The following is a 16299-nucleotide window of genomic DNA, read 5'->3' on the forward strand; positions in this document are numbered from 1 at the left end:
CCTGAGCGCGATCAGCTCGCGCACCGGACCACGAAGTTGCGCGAGGCCCCGCGACCCCGGGGCCCCGGGACCCCGGGACGGCCGGATCGGCAGGCGCGGCCGAGTCGCCGGGGCCGTCGGCCTACGTGCTTCCCGCCGGAACTCGTCCTCAGCTCACCAGGACCTGGGTCGAGGACTCCTTGAGCTTCCCGTTGGCCCACCGCATCTGCCGCAGGTTATCCGGGTGGCAGCGCTTGGTCAGCGCGAGCAGTTCCGCGTGCTTGATGCCCTGCGCAGCCTGGCCGAGCATCTCCCAGTCGGCCGAGACGCCCGCGGCCATCGTGTAGGTCTCGCGCAGGTCGACCAGCAGCAGCAGGCCAACCTTGCTGTCCCGGCCCAGCAGGTCGCTGCTGCGCTCGCGCAGCTTCTGGCGCAGAGGATGCTCCCCCGCGGGCTCGGGATCCAGCTGCTGGCCGAACTGCGGGGCGATCTCGGCCAGCTCCCGCACGTGCCGCTGGGACCAGCGGGCGAGGTCCTGCCCCAGGTGGTAGATCTCGTGGTCGACCTTGTGCCGCTCCGAGATGTGCAGCAGCTTCCGTGCCAGGTTGTTCTCCGAGCGGTGCAGCTCCGCCAGTGCCAGTCCGATCTTCATCGTGCCCCCTCCGTCTCGATGCTCTCGCTCGCGGTCGCCGCCGGGCCACCGGCCGTCGGCGTCCCGGTGGCCCGGGTCCGTGCCACCGAGGCGGACGCGGTCGTCGTCGGCGCCGGGGCAGACGGGCCGGAACCGGGCGTGACCAGCTCGATCCGCGCGGCCGCGGTCTTGAAGATCGGCTGCTTGGAGGCCGGATCCCAGTCGGTGATGGTCAGCTCGTTCGCGGCGCGGCCGGCCGCGTCCGGCTCGTGCCCGGCATCGGTGTCCCAGTAGCCGTAGTGGAAGGGCAGGAACAGCACGCCGTTCCGGATCCCGGTGATGCGCACCGCGGCCTCCACCACACCCCGCGGCGTGGTGATGCGGGCCAGATCTCCCTCGGTGAAGCCGCCCCGGTCGGCGTCGCCGACGGACATCTCGACCCAGACCTCCGGGGCCGCGGCCTGCAGCTGCGGCGCGCGTCCGGTCTTGGTGCGGGTGTGGAAGTGGTACAGGGTGCGCCCGGTGATCAGCTGCAGCGGGTACTCGTCGCTGGGCAGCTCGTGCGGAGGCATGTACGCCGCCGCCTTCAGCACCGCCTTGCCGGAGGGGTTCATGGACTTGTATTCGTCCGGCTCCAGCGGGGCACCGGTGACGAGGTCGCGGCCGTAGCTCTCGCAGTACATCGGGTCGGCCCAGAACATCCCGTCCTGGTAGATGCGCTCGGAGCCCTCGGGGTTCTCGTCGTTGCACGGCCACTGGATGCCCGAGCCGCCGCGGAGCTTGTCGTAGGTGATGCCGGTGTAGTCGCACGGCCGCCCGCGGGTGCATTCCTTCCACGCCTCGAAGGCCTCCTCCGGTCCGGTCCACGGCACCAGCGGGCCGCCGTCCTTGTCGCGCAGGTCGAGGCGACGGGCGTAGTCGACGAAGATGTCGAGATCGGGCCTCGCCTCGCCGGGTGGATCGATCGCCTTCTCGGAGAGGTGGACGGTGCGGTCGACGTTGGTGAAGGTTCCCGTCTTCTCGCCCCAGGTGGCGGCGGGCAGGACCACGTCGGCCAGCTGGGCGGTCTCGGTCAGGAAGATGTCCTGGACCACCAGCAGCAGTCCCTCGCGCTGCAGGATCGAGCGGATGCGGGCGAGCTCGGGCAGCGAGACCGCCGGGTTGGTGCCGCTGACCCACAGCAGCTTGATCGAGCCCTCCTCCACGTAGCGCATCATCTGCATGACATGGGTGGGCGGGGAGTAGTGCGGGATGGACATCGGGTCCACGTTCCACACCTTCGCGAGGTCGGCGACGTGGGCGTCGTTGGACCAGTTGCGAAAGCCCGGCAGGTCACCGTCCCCGCCGCACTCGCGAGTGTTCTGCGCGGTGGGCTGACCGTTCATCTGCAGGATGCCGCGACCGGGGGCACCGAGCATGCCGCGGACGATGTGGATGTTGTTGACCTGCACGGCCGCAGCAGTGGCCTGGTTGGACTGGTAGAAGCCCTGGAGCACGGTCGACAGCAGCCGCTCGGCGCTGCCGAGGAGGCGGGCGGCCTCGCGGATCTGCTCGGCCGGGATGTCGCAGATCCGGGCGGCGACCTCCGGCGGGTACTCGCGCACGCGCTTGCTCAGCTCGTCGTAGCCCACCGCGTGCGCGTCGAGATAGTCGTGATCGACCCAGTCATGGGTGACGATCTCGTGCAGCAGGGCGTTCACGAGGGCGACATTGGTGCCGGGTCGCGGTGCCAGGTGCACGGTGGCGTGCTCGGCGACCTTCGTCGGCCGCGGGTCCACGCAGATCAGCTGCGGCGGATTCGGCCCCTCCAGGCGGTCCAGGATCCGCATCCACAGCACCGACTGAGTCTCCGCCATGTTGTGCCCGTACAGGGCGATCACGTCGGCGTGGTCGATGTCGGTGTACGAGCCCGGCTGGCCGTCGCAGGCGAAGGATTCCTTCAGTGCGGCCGCGGCGGTCGCGGTGCACAGCCGTGTATTGCCGTCGACGTGGTTGGTGCCGATCCCGCCGTGGGCCAGGAGTCCGAGGGTGTAGTACTCCTCCGCGAAGAGCTGGCCGGTGGTGTAGAAGCCGATCGCACTGGGCCCCTGCTCGTCCAGGAGCTCGCGGGTACGGCCGGCCACGCGGTCCATCGCCGTGTCCCAGTCGGTCTCGACCAGTTCGCCGTCCTCGCGGATCAGCGGCCGCGTGAGTCGATCCCCCGAGGCATTGGCCTGCCAGCCGTAGAGGTCCTTGACGCCGAGGCGGCCGTGGTTGACGCGGTCCTCCGCCCTGCCGCGCACGCCGACCATCCGGTCGTCCTTGACCGCGATATCGAGGGCGTCGCCGTTGGAGTGGAGGATGGAGGCGGCCTGGACCCAGCGGTCGACGTCCGCCTCAGTCACCCCTTCGGCCAGATGCGTGTCCACGCGCACGGGCCACGTCTGACCTGGTCCGTACGGGGTACGCTGCCCCCATGGCTCGGCGATCCTGTCCGTGTCCCTGGTCGTCATCGAGTTCCTTCCGCTCGCCGACGCCCGCACGACTGTGACCCGGACGCCGTTCGCACACGCTGTCCCTCTGCGGCGGACCCTACGCAGGAGGCGCTCGGCCGACAAGGATGATGGTGTGCCGAGCGGTCCGGCTGAGCGGTCCGGCTGAGCGGTCTGGCCGCGCGGTCCGGTCGGCGCATCCGGCGGCTCGGTCCGCGCATCCGACGGCGGTGCCGGTCGCCGCACCCGACGGCGCGGCAGGCGGTCAGGGAGCGGTTGCGACGCCGGCCCCGCCGTACAGCAGCGCCCGGCCGACGCGGACGTCCACGCGGTCGCCCCGGCGCAGGCCGCGCTCCGGGACGCGTGCCTGCAGCGGCTGCCCGTGCCAGGTCAGCTGGACCTGCGCGCCGGTGCGCGTGAACAGGCTCGATTCGACGTGCCCCTCCCCCTCCGGGTCGGCGCGCAGACGGACCTCCTCGGGAAGCACGGCCAGGACGTGGCCTGGGGCGGGCCGCGCGGCGCTGCCGGAATCGTCGGCCCTCGCGCTGCCCGGACCGTCGGCGTCCGCGCCGGCAGGAGCGTCGGCCCTCGTGCCGGCAGGAGCGTCGGCCCTCGCACCGTCGGGACCGTCGGCGCTCATGGTCCGCACCACGCCGACGGGCACGCGGTGGCCGCCCGTGCGCAGCCGCAGTTCGTCGCCGGCGGGCACGACGTCCAGCAGGGTGGCGTCGGCCAGGAACGAGGCGACGAACGAGGTCGCAGGATCCTCGACCAGCTCCTGAGGGGTCCCGACCTGCTGGAGGGCGCCGTGATTGAGCACGGCCACCCGGTCGGCCACGGCGAGCGCCTCCTCGCGGTCGTGGGTCACGTGCACGACGGTCAGGCCCTCCCGCTCGGCGAGCATGCGGATCTCGACCCGCATCGCGGCGCGCAGCGGCTCATCCAGCGCCGAGAGCGCCTCGTCCAGCAGCAGCACCCGGGGTCGGGCGGCCAGGGCGCGGGCGAGTGCGACCCGCTGGCGCTGCCCGCCGGAGAGGGTCGCGGGGTTACGGTCGCGGTACTCGGCCAGGCCCACCAGCTCGAGGGCGTGCTCCGTGCGCCGGCGCCGCTCGGTCGCCGCGAGGCCGGTGCGCCGCAGCGGGTAGTCGACGTTGCGGCCGACCGACCAGTGGGGCCAGATGGCGTGCTGCTGGAAGACCATGCCCAGGCCGCGCCGCTCGGGCGGTACCCAGGCATCGGCTCCGGAGACGGTGGTCTCGCCGAGGGTGATGGTGCCGGCGTCGGGCTGGACGAATCCGGCGATGGCTCGCAGCAGGCTGGTCTTGCCGGATCCGGAGGGGCCCACCAGGGCGAGGAACTCCCCGTCGGCCGCGGCGAGCGAGACCCGGTGCAGCGCGCGGGTGCCGCCGGGGTAGGTGAGGCTGAGGTCGGTGCAGGTCAGGCTGGACATTCATTCACCTCAGGGGGCGGGACGTCCCGACCAGTGCGAGACCGGTCAGGCCCGCCACGGCGACGAGGAGGGACAGGGCGGAGGCGGAGTTGTAGTCCCCGGCCTGCTGGAGGTTGAAGATGACGACCCCGAGGGTCTGCGCACCGGGGGCCAGCAGCAGGGCCGACAGGGTCAGTTCCCGCACGGCGGTCAGAGCGACCAGCAGGCCACCGGTCAGGGCCGCGGGGACGGCGAGCCGGCCGGCGACATCCACGAGGGCGCGGCCGCGGGTGGCGCCGGAGATCCGGGCGGCCTCCTCCAGCGCGGTGGGGGTGCCGGCCAGCGGGGCGCGCACGGCCTGGACCACGATGGCTGTGAACGCGGTGATGTAGGCGAGCAGGATCAGCTCACGCGTGTTGTACAGCCCGGTGTACCGGCCCAGGATCAGCCAGCCGACGGCGATGATGGTGCCGGGGATGGCTTGGGGCAGCAGGGTCGCCACCAGCATCCCGGCGTTGTCCCGGGAGCGGGTGCGGGTGGTCAGGATGCCGATGACGGTGCCGAGGACAGTCGTGGCGAGGGCGGCCCCTGCCGCGAGCAGCAGGGAGTTCAGGATGCCGCGCTGAGAGTTCGGCGAGGTCAGGGCGGTGGTGAAGTTCTCCAGGGTGGCGGTACCGGGCGTCAGGGGGATGCCGGGCGCCGGCACCAGGGCGCGCAGGGCGAGCCCGAGCAGCGGCAGGATCGTCACGGCCAGCACCGCTGCGGCGATCACCGCGGCCGCCGGCACGCGCAGGGTGCCCAGGCGCAGGATGCTGCCGCTCCCGTCACCGGTCAGCTCACTGCCGACGCGGCGCGAGGCCAGGTAGTCCGCGATGGCGCCGGCGATGCCCAGCATCATCAGCAGCAGTCCGATCTGGGCGGAGACCTGAAGCGGCGCCTCGACGGTGCCGGACTGGATGTACCGGTAGACCATCGTGGAGAGGGTGTAGAAGCGTTCGGGCAGCCCGAGCAGGGCGGGGATGCCGAAGTCGCCGAGCGCGGAGACGGCGTTGAGCGTGAAGGCCGAGAGCACCGCGGGGCGCAGCAGCGGGAAGGTGACGTCGGCGAAGACCCGCCAGGGCGCGGCGCCGGAGATCCGGGCGGCCTCCTCGAGGGCCGCAGGGACCCGGTGCAGGGCGCCGGCGATGATCAGGTAGGCCAGCGGCACCGAGTGCACCGTCAGCAGGAACGTCACCCCGTCGCCGCCGCGGATGTCCCACAGGGGCGCGCCGAACAGCTGGTTCAGTGAGCCGCCGGGGCCCAGCAGCCCGCTCCAGGCGATGGCGCCGACGAAGGGCGGCATGAGCATCGGGCTCAGCGAGAGCAGGCGGATCCAGCGCCGTCCCGGCAGGTCGGTGCGCTCCAGCGCCAGTGCGAGCACGAGGGCGATCACGACGCTGAAGGCGGCCGACAGGCCCGAGGTGACCAGGCTGTTGACCGTCGCGCGGGCGATGCCGTCGCGCAGCAGCAGGTCGGCGTGGTTGTCGCCGAGGGCGAGCGAGACCACCATCGCCAGCGGCGCGGCGACGAGGCCGGCCAGCAGCAGCCAGACGGCCAGCCGGCTGAGGGCGATCGGTCCGATCTGCGGCCCGGTCGGCAGCGCCGCGACGGCGACCGCCCGATCCGGGGCGGGCGAGTGCGATGTCCGCTCGGGGGTGTTGAGCAGAGCGGGCTTCACCCGCCCATGATCCCGTTGAAGGTGTCGACGGCGGCGGCCTGCTGGTCGGTGGTGACCGCGTCGGCCTCCGGGGTCATCAGGGCGATGTCGGCCATGGCCGGTGCGCCCTCGGGGGTGCCGGCGTCCTCGCGCACCGGCAGGTAGCTCTGGGCGACGGCGAGCTCCTGGCCGGTGGTGCTGACGACGAAGTCGAGGAAGGTGGCGGCGGCTTCGGGGTGCTGGGAGTCGGCGAAGATGGCGCCGGGCTGGCTGATGTAGGGCACGCCCTCGGAGGGGTAGGAGACCTCCACGGGGGAGCCCTCGGCGGCGAGGTCGCGCACGAGGTAGTCCACGACGATGCCGACGGGCTGGGCGGCTTCGGCGACCGCCTGCGAGGTGGGCCCGTTGGACTCGGCGATCACGGGATTGTTGGCGGCCAGGTCGCTGAGCCAGGCCTCGCCGAGCTGATCGTCGGCCAGCCACACAGCGGCGTTGTAGGCGGCCGCGCCGGAGACGTCGGGGTTCGGCATCACCAGCTGGTCGCGGTACTGCTCGCCGGTGAGCTCCTGCCAGCTGGTGGGCGGCTCGGTGATCTCGTTCGTGTTGACCATGATCACGGTGGGGATGATGCGGGTGCCGACGTAGTAGCCGTCGGCATCGAGCACCTCGGGCAGCAGCGCGTCCTCCTCGGCGGGCTCGTACGGGGCGAGCAGGTCCTCGGCCTTGTAGCCCTCGAAGGTGGGGGCGTCGGCCGCGATGAGCACGTCGGCGCCGACCGCGCCGGTCTCCTTCTCGGTGTCGATGCGGGCCTTGAGGTCGCCGGTGCCGGCGCGGAACGTCTCGACGGTGATCTCGGGGTGCTCCTCGTTGAACGCGGCGATCAGTTCGTCGATCTTGGCCTGGGGCTCCGAGGTGTACAGGGTGATGGTGGTGGACTCGCCTCCGCCGGCGTCGGAGGCCCCCGCGTCACCGGCGGCCGCGTCCGGGTCGGCCGGTTCGGAGCAGGCGGCGAGGCCGGCGGCTGCGGTGGTGGAGGCGAGGAGCGCGAGGGCGGTGCGACGAGTGGTCACGGGAGATGACCTTTCTGGGGGCTCAGGGGGTGCAGGGCTGGTTCGCTGAGCCGCCGACGGTACGGGCGCCGGGCAAGGCCGCCGTGGCGAGGCGGTGAACGCGGGGCGACACCGGAATGTCGAGCCGGTACGCGCCGGCGCCGCCCCGCAGCGCTCCTCAGCTGCCGCCGTCCGCCTCGTCGTCGGGATGGAAGATCTCCTCGATCGGGGCGCCGAACTCGGCGGCGATCCGGAAGGCCAGCGGCAGGGACGGGTCGTACCGGCCGTTCTCGATGGCGATCACCGTCTGGCGGGAGACGCCGAGTGCGGCGCCGAGCTCGGCCTGTGACCAGCGGCGTTCGGTGCGTCGGGCTTTGATGTCGTTGCGCATCTCCGGGCCCCCTCAGCGGTAGCGGACGGCGGAGACGATGGTCCCGGCGATCCAGCCGAGCATGAGGATCGAGAAGGCGAAGATCCAGTTCAGCTCCGGCAGCAGGTAGAACTGCAGCACCCCGACGGCCAGGATCAGCGGGGTCGCGATGACGAAGGCCAGCAGGATCGCCTCGGCGATCTTGCGCTTCTCGAATTCATCGCCGCTGCGGTACATCTCGATGTTCGCCCAGGCCATGAGGCCGACGGCGGGCAGGACGAGGAGGGCGGGGAGCCAGGCGGGCACGCCGATGTCGGCGGAGAAGCCCGCGAGGACGAGGGCGAGGCCGTAGAGGACCGCTCCGGCGACGAAGCGGAGGGCGAAGGAACGGTTGGCACGGGAGCGGGCGGATGGACCGGGGGGTGGTGTCGCTGTGCTCATGCCATGAATGTATAGGTCCCTTGACACGCGAGTCAAGGGGCCTTGTCTCTGACAGTTAAGGAACCTTGACGTCGGTCGGTACCCGGCGGTGGCTCAGCAGCGAGACGACCGCCAGCGCAAGCACTGCGGCCGGGAGTGCGACGATCACCGAGTTCAGCTCGGCCGAGCGCCCGGAGATCTCCCAGTACAGCGTCGCCACGGCGCCCGTCAGCAGTGCGGCCAGGGCACCGGGGCCGGTGGCCCGCTTCCAGAAGATGCCGGCGAGGAGCACCGGAGTGATGGTGACGCCGTACATCGTGTACGCGTACATCTGCAGTGCGAGCACGCTGGGGAAGAAGTTGACCATCACGAAGCCCAGCAAGGCCACGGCCAGCACGGCGAGGCGGCCGATCCAGAGGTTCTGGGCGCCGTTCGGCGGCCGTGAGCGCAGCTGTCCGACGAGGTCGTGAACCACATTCGAGGAGCAGGTGAGCAGGTACGAGGATCCGGTGGTGATGATCAGCGCGAATGCCCCGGCAAGCAGCGCTCCACCGATCACGGCAGGGGTGAACTCAATGCCGGACAGCGACAGCACCGCCATATCCGCTTCGATATCCGGCTGCAGCAGGGCGCTGGAGACCGCGAGCATCACCACGGGGACCACCATGATCACCGAGCCGAGGCAGAAGATCACCGCCCCGAGCAGCGCTGCGCGGTCGCTCTTGGCGGCGGCGAGCCGCTGGTACATGTTCTGGTCCCCGAGCAGGAGCACCAGTGTGGGCAGGATGAAGCCGAGCATCTGGATGACCGTGAGGCCGCCGAGCACGCCGGCGTCCGCGTTGACCGCCCCGAGCTCGGAGACCCCGCCGACGTCGACCCCGACCACGAGGAACAGGGCGACCCACAGGGCCAGCACGATCCCCGCGGCCGAGAGGAAGTCCGTCCACGCCACCGACTTCAGACCGCCCGAGAGCGCGACGAACGTGATCAGCACGGCGGCGATGATCGCGCCCGTCTGCTCATCCAGTGGCGTGATGAGGCCGATGATGTAGCCGGCGCCGGTGAACTGGTACGCCGTGATGCCGATGAACGCGATCAGGATCATCACGGTGGCCACGATCCGCACAGGCTTTCCGTAGCGCTGGTCGAACAGTTCCGGCACGGTGTGGCCGGCGACCCCACGCACCTGGCGAGCAAAGACGATCAGCAGGATCGTGCCGACGATCGTCCCGGTGAAGAAGAGGAACCCGGGCAGCAGCCCGTAGGTGTAGGCGAAGTTCGCGCCGCCGATGATGGACCCGGAGCCGACGAAGGTCGCCAGCATGGTCCCGCCGATGACGGGGGCCGGCAGCGAGCGGCCGGCCAGGACGAAGTCCTCACCCGAGGCGGTCGCCTTCTTGCGTCCGAACCAGGCGCCGACGGCGATCATCAGCGCGACGTAGGCGACCAGGACGATGACGTGCGTGGTGTTCACGGCGGCTGCTCAGCGATCTGCGCCGACACGGACGGTGCGCCCGTCCTGGACGACGAGCACGGGGTCCGGTTCCGACAGCGCGGTGATGTCCTGCAGGGGATCGCGGTCCAGGACCACGAGGTCCGCGACGGCGCCTTCCTGGATGACCCCCAGCTCTCCCTCGCGCTCGAGCAGGCGCGCGGCAGTGAGGGTCGCGGAGCGGATCACGGCCAGCGGGTCCTGGTGGCGCGCACGGATCTCGAACTCCTTGGACTGGTGCTCCTGCATCCCGCCCAGCAAGTCGCTGCCGAAGCAGAGGTCCAGGCCCTCTTCGTCGGCGATCCGCAGCGCGCTCTCCCCGGCGCTGAGGACAGCGTCGACCTTCGCCTGGCTGGCGGCGGGCAGCCCCATGGAGGCACCGAACTCCTTGAGCGCCCAGTAGGTCACGAGGTTCATGGTCACGAAGGCGCCGGCGTCCCGGATCGCCTCGGCGGAGGCGCGGTCCAGGAGGTTGGCGTGCTCGATCGAGCGGACTCCGGCGGAGATCGCCCGCTGGATGGCGCCGGGCGTGTAGGCGTGCGCGGCGACGTAGCGGTTGGCGTCGGCCGCCTCCTCCACCGCGGCACGCATCTCCGCGATCGAGTACTGGATCGAGTCGACCCGGTCGGTCGGGGAGGCGACGCCGCCACCGGCCATGATCTTGAGGTGGTGGGCGCCGGTGCGCAGCTGGTCCCGCGCGGCCCGTCGCACCGCGTCGGGCCCGTCGGCGATGGTTCCCAGGCCCGCGCAGCAGGGCACGGCCGTGGAGACCTGCTGGCCGGGGCCGCGGGTGTCCCCGTGGCCGCCGGTCTGGGACAGCGACTTCCCGCCGAAGAACAGGCGGGGTCCCCGGAACAACCCCTCGGCCTGCGCGGACGCCAGCCCGTGGTCGCCGCCGCCGACGTCTCTGACCGTGGTGAACCCGCGCTCGAGCATGTCCCCCATCAGGCGCGTGGCCTGGAGTGCGGCGTAGGACGGGGCGATGGTCTCGAGCTCCCCGAGATTCGCCGTCATCGCGTACACGTGGACGTGGCAGTCGATCAGGCCCGGCAGGACGTAGCGGCCCGCGAGGTCGATGATCTCGGCGTCCCCGTCCGTCGCGCGCGTCTCGTCCCCGTCCGTCGCGCGAGCCCCGTCCCCGGAGCCGGCCGGAGCGCCGGCCGCGCCGTGCGGCGTCACGCGGGTGAATCGCCCGTCGACGACCTCGAGATCAGCCGTGCGCCACACGCCGCCGACGACATCGAGATAGTGCGCATTGGCGAGGACGGTACGGGGGCTCACGGGCATTCCTCCAGATCGAGCGAACAGCAGCCCGTCATGGTATGCGCGCCGTCACACCGGCGCCGACGATGCCAGCACGTGGGACTACCTGCGCTCAGGCCGCGCCGAGCGCCCCGAGCACCCAGGCCGGATCGTCCGTGGTGATCGTGTCGACGCCGCAGGCCCGCGCCACGGCGAGCTCCTGCGGGCTGTTGATCGTCCACGGGTTCACCGCGAGGCCGGCCGCCCGGGCCGACTCCGCCGCCCGCAGCGACAGGCCGCCGATCCAGGGGCCGATCCCGGCGGCGTCGAGCTCCCGGGCGGTCTCGAGAGCCCGCTCGTCGACCTGGCGCACCAGATAGGAGACGGGAGCATCCGTGGCGCGGCGGATCTCGGCGAGCGCCTCGGGGTGGAAGGAGATCACCGTCGAGCGTGCGGCCGGGGATCCGGTCGGCAGGTCACGCAGGATCGCCGCGACAGCCTGCGCGGCCGGTGCCACCTTGACCTCGATGAACACCGGCACGGTGGTCATCTCCAGGAGCTCCTCGAGCGTCGGGATCCTCTCGCCGTCGGCCAGTAGCACGCGCCCCAGTTCGGCGCGAGTGAGGTCGCCGAGCGCCCCTGTGCGCAGCGGCGAGGCGGGGTCCGCGGTGCGGTCGATGCTCTCGTCGTGCATGACCATCACGTGCCCGTCGGCGCTGAGGTGCACATCGCACTCGAGCAGCTGTGCCCCGTCTTCGAGCGCCCGGCGGAAACCGCCCAGCGTGTTCTCGGGGGCGTGCACCGGCGCGCCCCGGTGCCCCACGACCACGGGACGGGAGGGGCGCTCCGCGTGGGCGGGCGCGGCGGTCTCGGTCGGTGCGTGCGGCTCGGCGGGCATCGTTCTCCTGTTGCAGATCGGGGACGCGATCGCCGGTCAGCGATCCCGTCGGCTCGGGCTTCCAGAGTAGGGATCACTCCCGGTTCGCGGGCCGTTCCCGCGGGAGCGACAGCGGCAGCACCCCAGCGGGTGGGCACTGCCGCTGCGTCTCAACCGCCGGTGTGCTCGGCGATCAGCCGCGTCGCCCAGGCCGGGTCGTCGACGGTGATCGTGTCGCAGCCCAGCTCCAATGCCCGCGCCAGCTCCTCCTCGGAGCGGGCGGTCCACAGGTTCAGCTGGACGCCCAGCTCCCGGGCGCGGTCGACGTCGGCCTGGCGGGCGTCGGCGATCCGCACCCCGATCTGCGCCACCTCGAGCTCCGCGGCGGTCTCGAAGAACTCCGTCGAGGTGGCCGTGGTGGTGAGCAGACGAGGGATGCGCGGGGCCTCGGTCCTCGCCGTGCGCAGCGCCTCGGGGTGGAAGGAGATGATCTGCGCCGGGGCGGCCGGCGGATCCTCCCAATCGCCATCCTCGAAGAACTCCGTGAGGATCCCGGCGATCAGCTGCGCGGCGGCGAGTGCCTTGATCTCGACCAGCAGCGGCACACGTGTGCCGTCCTCTCGGGTCGCGGCCTCCAGCACCTGGGTGAGCGTGGGAATGTGCTCACCCTTCCCGACCAGCACCCGGTCCAGCTGGGCACGGGTCAGATCCGCCACCGCACCGGTGTGCAGCGGCGACTCCTCCTCAGCCGTGCGGTCGATGGTGGCGTCGTGGATGACCGCGTCGGCCCCGTCGCTGGAGAGGTGGACATCGCACTCCAGCAGGTCCGATCCGTCGGCGATCCCGCGGCGGAAGGAGAGCAGGGTGTTCTCGGGCTCCACCGCTGCCGCGCCGCGGTGGCCGACGATCTGCGGGATCCGAGGAGCAGCCGCCCCCGGGGCCGAGGAGACCGTGGCGGAGAGCTCCGTCGCGGCCGGCTGCGCACCCGGGGCGCTCGGGGTGGGAGCCGAACCGTCGCCGGCCGTCGTCGCCGTCACTTCCAGCCCTCGAACTCGACGGACTCCATGTCCTCGCGATTGTCGTCGAGGATCTCCTGGAGGGACGTGGCGGCGGCGTTCAGAGCCTCCTGGGTGGGGGTGTTGTCGCCGTAGACCTTGGTCTGGGCGGCGGAGATCTCGGTGACCGCGGCCTGGAACCAGTTGGTGTAGTCGGCGGTGCGGGCGATCTCGAGCTGATCCAGGGCGACGCCGTAGTTGGGATCCTTCTCCACGTTCTCCTTGACGCGATCGGTGTCCGCAGCGGCCTGGACGATCGGCACGTACCCGGTGCCGATGTGCCAGGTGGCGGACTGCTCCGGGCCCGCCAGGAAGCGGAACAGCTCAGCGCAGGCGTCCTGGCGGTCCTGGGACTCGGCGCGCACGATGGACAGGCCGGAGCCGCCGGTGGGCACGGCCGCCTCCTGACCCTCCTTGGAGAGCATGAAGCACACGCCGACCTCGAAGTCGGCGGCTTCGGTGGTGCCGGTGAGGCTTGCGGTGGAGCCGCGCTTGCCGGCGCTGACCCCGGCGCTGAAGTCCGTGCCCGGGTCCTGCGCGAGGTAGGCGTAGCCGTCCTCGTGGACGAACTTGCGCTGCCACTCGAGCCACTCGACGCCGGCCTCGTCGTTGATCGTGACCTCGAAGTCCTGGTTGGAGTTCGCGCCCCCGAAGCCCCAGATGTCGGCCTGTCCGTGCCACGCGTCGTCCGAGCTGAAGGCCAGGGCGGACATCGGGCGGCCGTCGACCTCGATCTTCGCCAGCTCCGGGGCGAACTCCGCGAGATCCTCCCAGGTCTTGGGCCCCTCTTCGGGAAGCCCCGCCTCGATGTAGCGGGTCTTGTTGAAGTAGAACAACGGGGTGGAGCGCGCGAAAGGCACCAGGAACGTCTCACCGGCGGCCTTGGACTCGGGCACGAAGTTCTGGATGTAGGTGTCCAGGTTCCACTCGTCGTCGAAGTAGCCGTCCAGGGGAACCAGGGCGTCGGAGAAGTAGAACTGCAGCCACTGCATCTCGGGGAAGCAGACGATGTCCGGCACGGCGCGGGCCTGCAGCGCCGCGGTGAACTTCTGATTGAGATCCGCGTAGCCGCCGACGGACTCGGCGATCGCGACGATCTCGTCCTGGGACTCGTTGAACTCGTCGAACAGGCCCGTCAGGACGTCGAACATGCCGCCGGTCCAGGGTGCCCAGAACAGGATCGGAGTGCGGCCCTCGTACCCCTCCGGGATGGTTAGATCGGCCTGCGAGAAGCCCTCGCGCAGGTTGCTCTCGGCATTATCACCGCCGGCCGGGGCACCACAGGCAGCGAGGCCCGCGGCGCCGGCGCCGAGTCCCAGGGCGCCGAGCATGCGGCGGCGGGAGAACTGGGACGAGGGGGTGTACAGACGGGACATGTCAATCGCTCCTTGGTGAGGGTGTGCAGCTGGCGGTCGAGGGCCGGCATGCGTGATCCGGCGGGGGGCAGGGTCGGAGCACAGGGCTCCGGTGGTGAGCAGGTTCGAGGGCTCCGGCGGCGGGCAGGGCCGGCACCGAGGATTGGCGCGGCGTCACTTCATGGCGCCGGCGGCGAGGCCGCCGATGATGCGTTTCTGGGCGAGGAAGAAGATGACGAGCATGGGGAGGGAGACGAACACGGCGCCGGCCATGATCACGCCCCAGTTGGAGTAGCCCTCCTGGGTGCGCAGGAACAGCAGGCCGATGGGGAGAGTGCGCATGTTGGCCGTGCTGGTGACGATCAGGGGCCACACGTATTCGTTCCATTTGCTGACCATCACGATCAGCGTGCAGGTCAGGATCATGGGGCTGGACAGCGGGACCACGATCGTGAGCATCCGGCGGATGTGGCCCGCCCCGTCGATCTCCGCGGCCTGGAGGATGTCCTTGTCGATGGTGCGCATGTACTGGTAGAGCAGGAACATCGCGAAGGCGCTGGCGACGCCGGGCAGGATGATCCCGGCGTACGAGTTCAGCCAGCCCAGGTTCGCCACGGTGATGTAGTTGACGATCAGGGTGACGTGCCCCGGCAGCATCATCGAGGCGACGATCAGGGCGAAGGCGATCTTCTTGTACCGGAAGTCCACGAACACGAACGCGTAGGCGCACAGGATCGCCAGCGAGATCTCCAGGGCGGTGCCCACGCCGGTGGTGATGATCGAGTTCAGGAAGAACCGGTCGAAGGGCGCGGCGTTCCACGCGTCGAGGAAGTTCTCGAGCGTCACCTGCGTCGGGATCCACTGCAGCGGCCAGGAGTAGATCTGCTCGTGCGGCTTCAGCGACGAGGAGAACAGCCAGTACAGCGGGAGGATGAAGACTCCGATGGTCGCCACGACCGCGGCGATCAGCAGACCGGTCAGCCACGCCGGGCGGCGCGGTCCGCGACGGCGACCGGCGTTGAGGTCCGCCCGGCGGCTGGTCCCGTCGGCCGCCTGCGGGATCGTGGAGGCCTGTGCCGGCTCTGTGCTCAGGGTGCTCATGAGTCGTAGTTCACCTTCTTCTCGCCGTAGCGGACCTGCACGTAGGTGATGATCAGCAGGATCACCAGCAGCACGGTGGCGGCCGCGGACGCGGTGCCGATGTCGAAGTTCTTGAAGGCCTCCTCGTAGACCATCCAGCTCAGGGTCGACGAGGAGATGCCGGGCCCACCGCCCGTCATGATCGAGATGATGTCGAAGGCCTGAGCCGCGGAGATCACGCCGGTGATCGAGAGGAAGAACGTGATCGGGCTCAGCAGCGGCAGCGTCAGGTGGCGGAACAGCTTCACCCCGTGCGCACCGTCGAGCGCGGCCGCCTCGTAGAGGTCCTTCGGCAGGTCGAGGATCGCGGTGTAGCAGATGACGGTGACGAAGCCGAGGCGCTGCCAGGTGTAGGCGATGGTGATCGCCCACAGCGACCAGTCGGAGGTAGTGGTCCAGTCCGGCGATGCCGCGCCGAACAGGGAGAACGCCCAGCGTGAGAGCCCGTAGTTGGGGTCGAACATGAACAGCCACAGGATGCCGACCGCGGCGCCGGGGAGCATGTGCGGGGCGAAGGCCATGGTCTGGGCGAAACCGGTCAGCGGCACCTTCGTGGCCAGCAGGCTGCCCAGCAGCAGGCCCCCGATGATGGAGCCGACCACGCTGACGCCGGTGAAGATCAGGGTGTTCAGCAGGATCTGGAGGAAGCCCGGGTCGGTCAGCAGGTCGCGGTAGTTCTCCAGCCCCACGAACTCGGGCGTGGGGGCGACGAAGTCCCAGTCGGCGAAGCTGAGGCCGATGTTGTACAGCGCCGGATAGTACGAGAACACGATGATCGCGATGAGGTTCGGGGCGATCAGCGCGCCGAAGAGCAGTGCGTCGCGGCGCACCCGGCGGCGGCGCTGGGGTGAGCGCCGGCGCTCCTCGCTCCTCAGCGCGGTGCCTCGCGTCCCGCTGCCGGCCGATCCCGTACCCGTGACGCCGCCCAACGTGCCGGCCCGGTCGGGAACCGACGGGTTCGACGGGTCCGACGGGGGCTGCGGTCGCACGGCGAGTGTCATGGGAGCGCTCCCACCTTCCTGTTGGGCGGAGGTGTCCGCGGGGGCGGACGTTCACGTGAGAGGTGGTCGCGGCGTGACCTGGCGGTCAGCGT

14 protein-coding genes are annotated in these 16299 nt (G+C 70.9%); all 14 read right to left on the minus strand.

Features of this window, described 5'->3' with window-relative positions; genetic code table 11:
- Positions 1 to 148: 148 nt before the first annotated feature.
- The 14 genes from ACFQRJ_RS04940 to ACFQRJ_RS05005 all read right to left on the minus strand — a co-directional run bounded on the left by ACFQRJ_RS04940 (position 149) and on the right by ACFQRJ_RS05005 (position 16207).
- Positions 149 to 631: a hypothetical protein gene (locus ACFQRJ_RS04940; protein WP_377017673.1), complete on the minus strand. Its 483-nt coding sequence runs from the start codon at positions 629 to 631 to the stop codon at positions 149 to 151.
- A complete protein-coding gene (locus ACFQRJ_RS04945; RefSeq protein ID WP_377017675.1) occupies positions 628 to 3102 on the minus strand; it encodes a molybdopterin oxidoreductase family protein in 2475 nt (824 codons plus the stop codon). Before ACFQRJ_RS04945 ends, ACFQRJ_RS04940 begins: the two co-directional genes overlap by 4 nt.
- Positions 3103 to 3346: 244 nt before the next feature.
- Positions 3347 to 4531 (minus strand): ABC transporter ATP-binding protein, encoded by a 1185-nt coding sequence (locus tag ACFQRJ_RS04950; protein WP_377017677.1) that lies wholly within the window; start codon positions 4529 to 4531, stop codon positions 3347 to 3349.
- 4 nt (positions 4532 to 4535) lie between these two features.
- A complete protein-coding gene (locus ACFQRJ_RS04955) occupies positions 4536 to 6227 on the minus strand; it encodes an ABC transporter permease (protein ID WP_377017679.1) in 1692 nt (563 codons plus the stop codon).
- Positions 6224 to 7276: an ABC transporter substrate-binding protein gene (locus ACFQRJ_RS04960; RefSeq protein ID WP_377017681.1), complete on the minus strand. Its 1053-nt coding sequence runs from the start codon at positions 7274 to 7276 to the stop codon at positions 6224 to 6226. The genes ACFQRJ_RS04955 and ACFQRJ_RS04960 overlap by 4 nt, the downstream gene beginning before the upstream one ends.
- A 157-nt stretch (positions 7277 to 7433) precedes the next feature.
- Positions 7434 to 7646 carry a helix-turn-helix transcriptional regulator gene (locus ACFQRJ_RS04965; protein WP_377017683.1) on the minus strand — a complete coding sequence of 71 codons (213 nt, stop codon included), beginning with the start codon at positions 7644 to 7646 and terminating at the stop codon, positions 7434 to 7436.
- A gap of 12 nt (positions 7647 to 7658) precedes the next feature.
- Positions 7659 to 8066, minus strand: a complete 408-nt coding sequence (locus ACFQRJ_RS04970) for a hypothetical protein (protein WP_377017685.1) — start codon at positions 8064 to 8066, stop codon at positions 7659 to 7661.
- 55 nt (positions 8067 to 8121) lie between these two features.
- Positions 8122 to 9519 (minus strand): sodium:solute symporter, encoded by a 1398-nt coding sequence (locus ACFQRJ_RS04975; RefSeq protein WP_377017687.1) that lies wholly within the window; start codon positions 9517 to 9519, stop codon positions 8122 to 8124.
- A gap of 9 nt (positions 9520 to 9528) precedes the next feature.
- A complete protein-coding gene (locus ACFQRJ_RS04980; protein ID WP_377017689.1) occupies positions 9529 to 10818 on the minus strand; it encodes an amidohydrolase family protein in 1290 nt (429 codons plus the stop codon).
- A 94-nt stretch (positions 10819 to 10912) separates the two neighbouring features.
- Positions 10913 to 11677 (minus strand): glycerophosphodiester phosphodiesterase, encoded by a 765-nt coding sequence (locus ACFQRJ_RS04985; RefSeq protein ID WP_377017691.1) that lies wholly within the window; start codon positions 11675 to 11677, stop codon positions 10913 to 10915.
- Positions 11678 to 11826: 149 nt separating this feature from the next.
- A complete protein-coding gene (locus ACFQRJ_RS04990) occupies positions 11827 to 12693 on the minus strand; it encodes a glycerophosphodiester phosphodiesterase (RefSeq protein WP_377017693.1) in 867 nt (288 codons plus the stop codon).
- Positions 12690 to 14087 carry an ABC transporter substrate-binding protein gene (locus ACFQRJ_RS04995; protein ID WP_377017696.1) on the minus strand — a complete coding sequence of 466 codons (1398 nt, stop codon included), beginning with the start codon at positions 14085 to 14087 and terminating at the stop codon, positions 12690 to 12692. The genes ACFQRJ_RS04990 and ACFQRJ_RS04995 overlap by 4 nt, the downstream gene beginning before the upstream one ends.
- Positions 14088 to 14240: 153 nt before the next feature.
- Positions 14241 to 15167, minus strand: coding sequence for a carbohydrate ABC transporter permease (locus ACFQRJ_RS05000; protein WP_377017698.1), 927 nt, complete (start codon positions 15165 to 15167; stop codon positions 14241 to 14243).
- The gene (locus tag ACFQRJ_RS05005) at positions 15164 to 16207 is read right to left on the minus strand and encodes a carbohydrate ABC transporter permease (protein ID WP_377017700.1); all 1044 of its coding nucleotides are present in this window, start codon (positions 16205 to 16207) and stop codon (positions 15164 to 15166) included. Before ACFQRJ_RS05005 ends, ACFQRJ_RS05000 begins: the two co-directional genes overlap by 4 nt.
- Positions 16208 to 16299: the final 92 nt, after the last annotated feature.

Origin of the sequence: Brachybacterium sp. GCM10030252 (assembly GCF_042666535.1) — a bacterium.
GTDB lineage: Bacteria > Actinomycetota > Actinomycetes > Actinomycetales > Dermabacteraceae > Brachybacterium.

Coding starts and splice junctions, on each gene's coding strand:
- ACFQRJ_RS04940 (WP_377017673.1), bottom strand. CDS start 631: ATGAAGATCGGACTGGCACTGGCGGAGCTGCACCGCTCGGAGAACAAC.
- ACFQRJ_RS04945 (WP_377017675.1), bottom strand. CDS start 3,102: ATGACGACCAGGGACACGGACAGGATCGCCGAGCCATGGGGGCAGCGT.
- ACFQRJ_RS04950 (WP_377017677.1), bottom strand. CDS start 4,531: ATGTCCAGCCTGACCTGCACCGACCTCAGCCTCACCTACCCCGGCGGC.
- ACFQRJ_RS04965 (WP_377017683.1), bottom strand. CDS start 7,646: ATGCGCAACGACATCAAAGCCCGACGCACCGAACGCCGCTGGTCACAG.
- ACFQRJ_RS04970 (WP_377017685.1), bottom strand. CDS start 8,066: ATGAGCACAGCGACACCACCCCCCGGTCCATCCGCCCGCTCCCGTGCC.
- ACFQRJ_RS04985 (WP_377017691.1), bottom strand. CDS start 11,677: ATGCCCGCCGAGCCGCACGCACCGACCGAGACCGCCGCGCCCGCCCAC.
- ACFQRJ_RS04995 (WP_377017696.1), bottom strand. CDS start 14,087: ATGTCCCGTCTGTACACCCCCTCGTCCCAGTTCTCCCGCCGCCGCATG.
- ACFQRJ_RS05000 (WP_377017698.1), bottom strand. CDS start 15,167: ATGAGCACCCTGAGCACAGAGCCGGCACAGGCCTCCACGATCCCGCAG.
- ACFQRJ_RS05005 (WP_377017700.1), bottom strand. CDS start 16,207: ATGACACTCGCCGTGCGACCGCAGCCCCCGTCGGACCCGTCGAACCCG.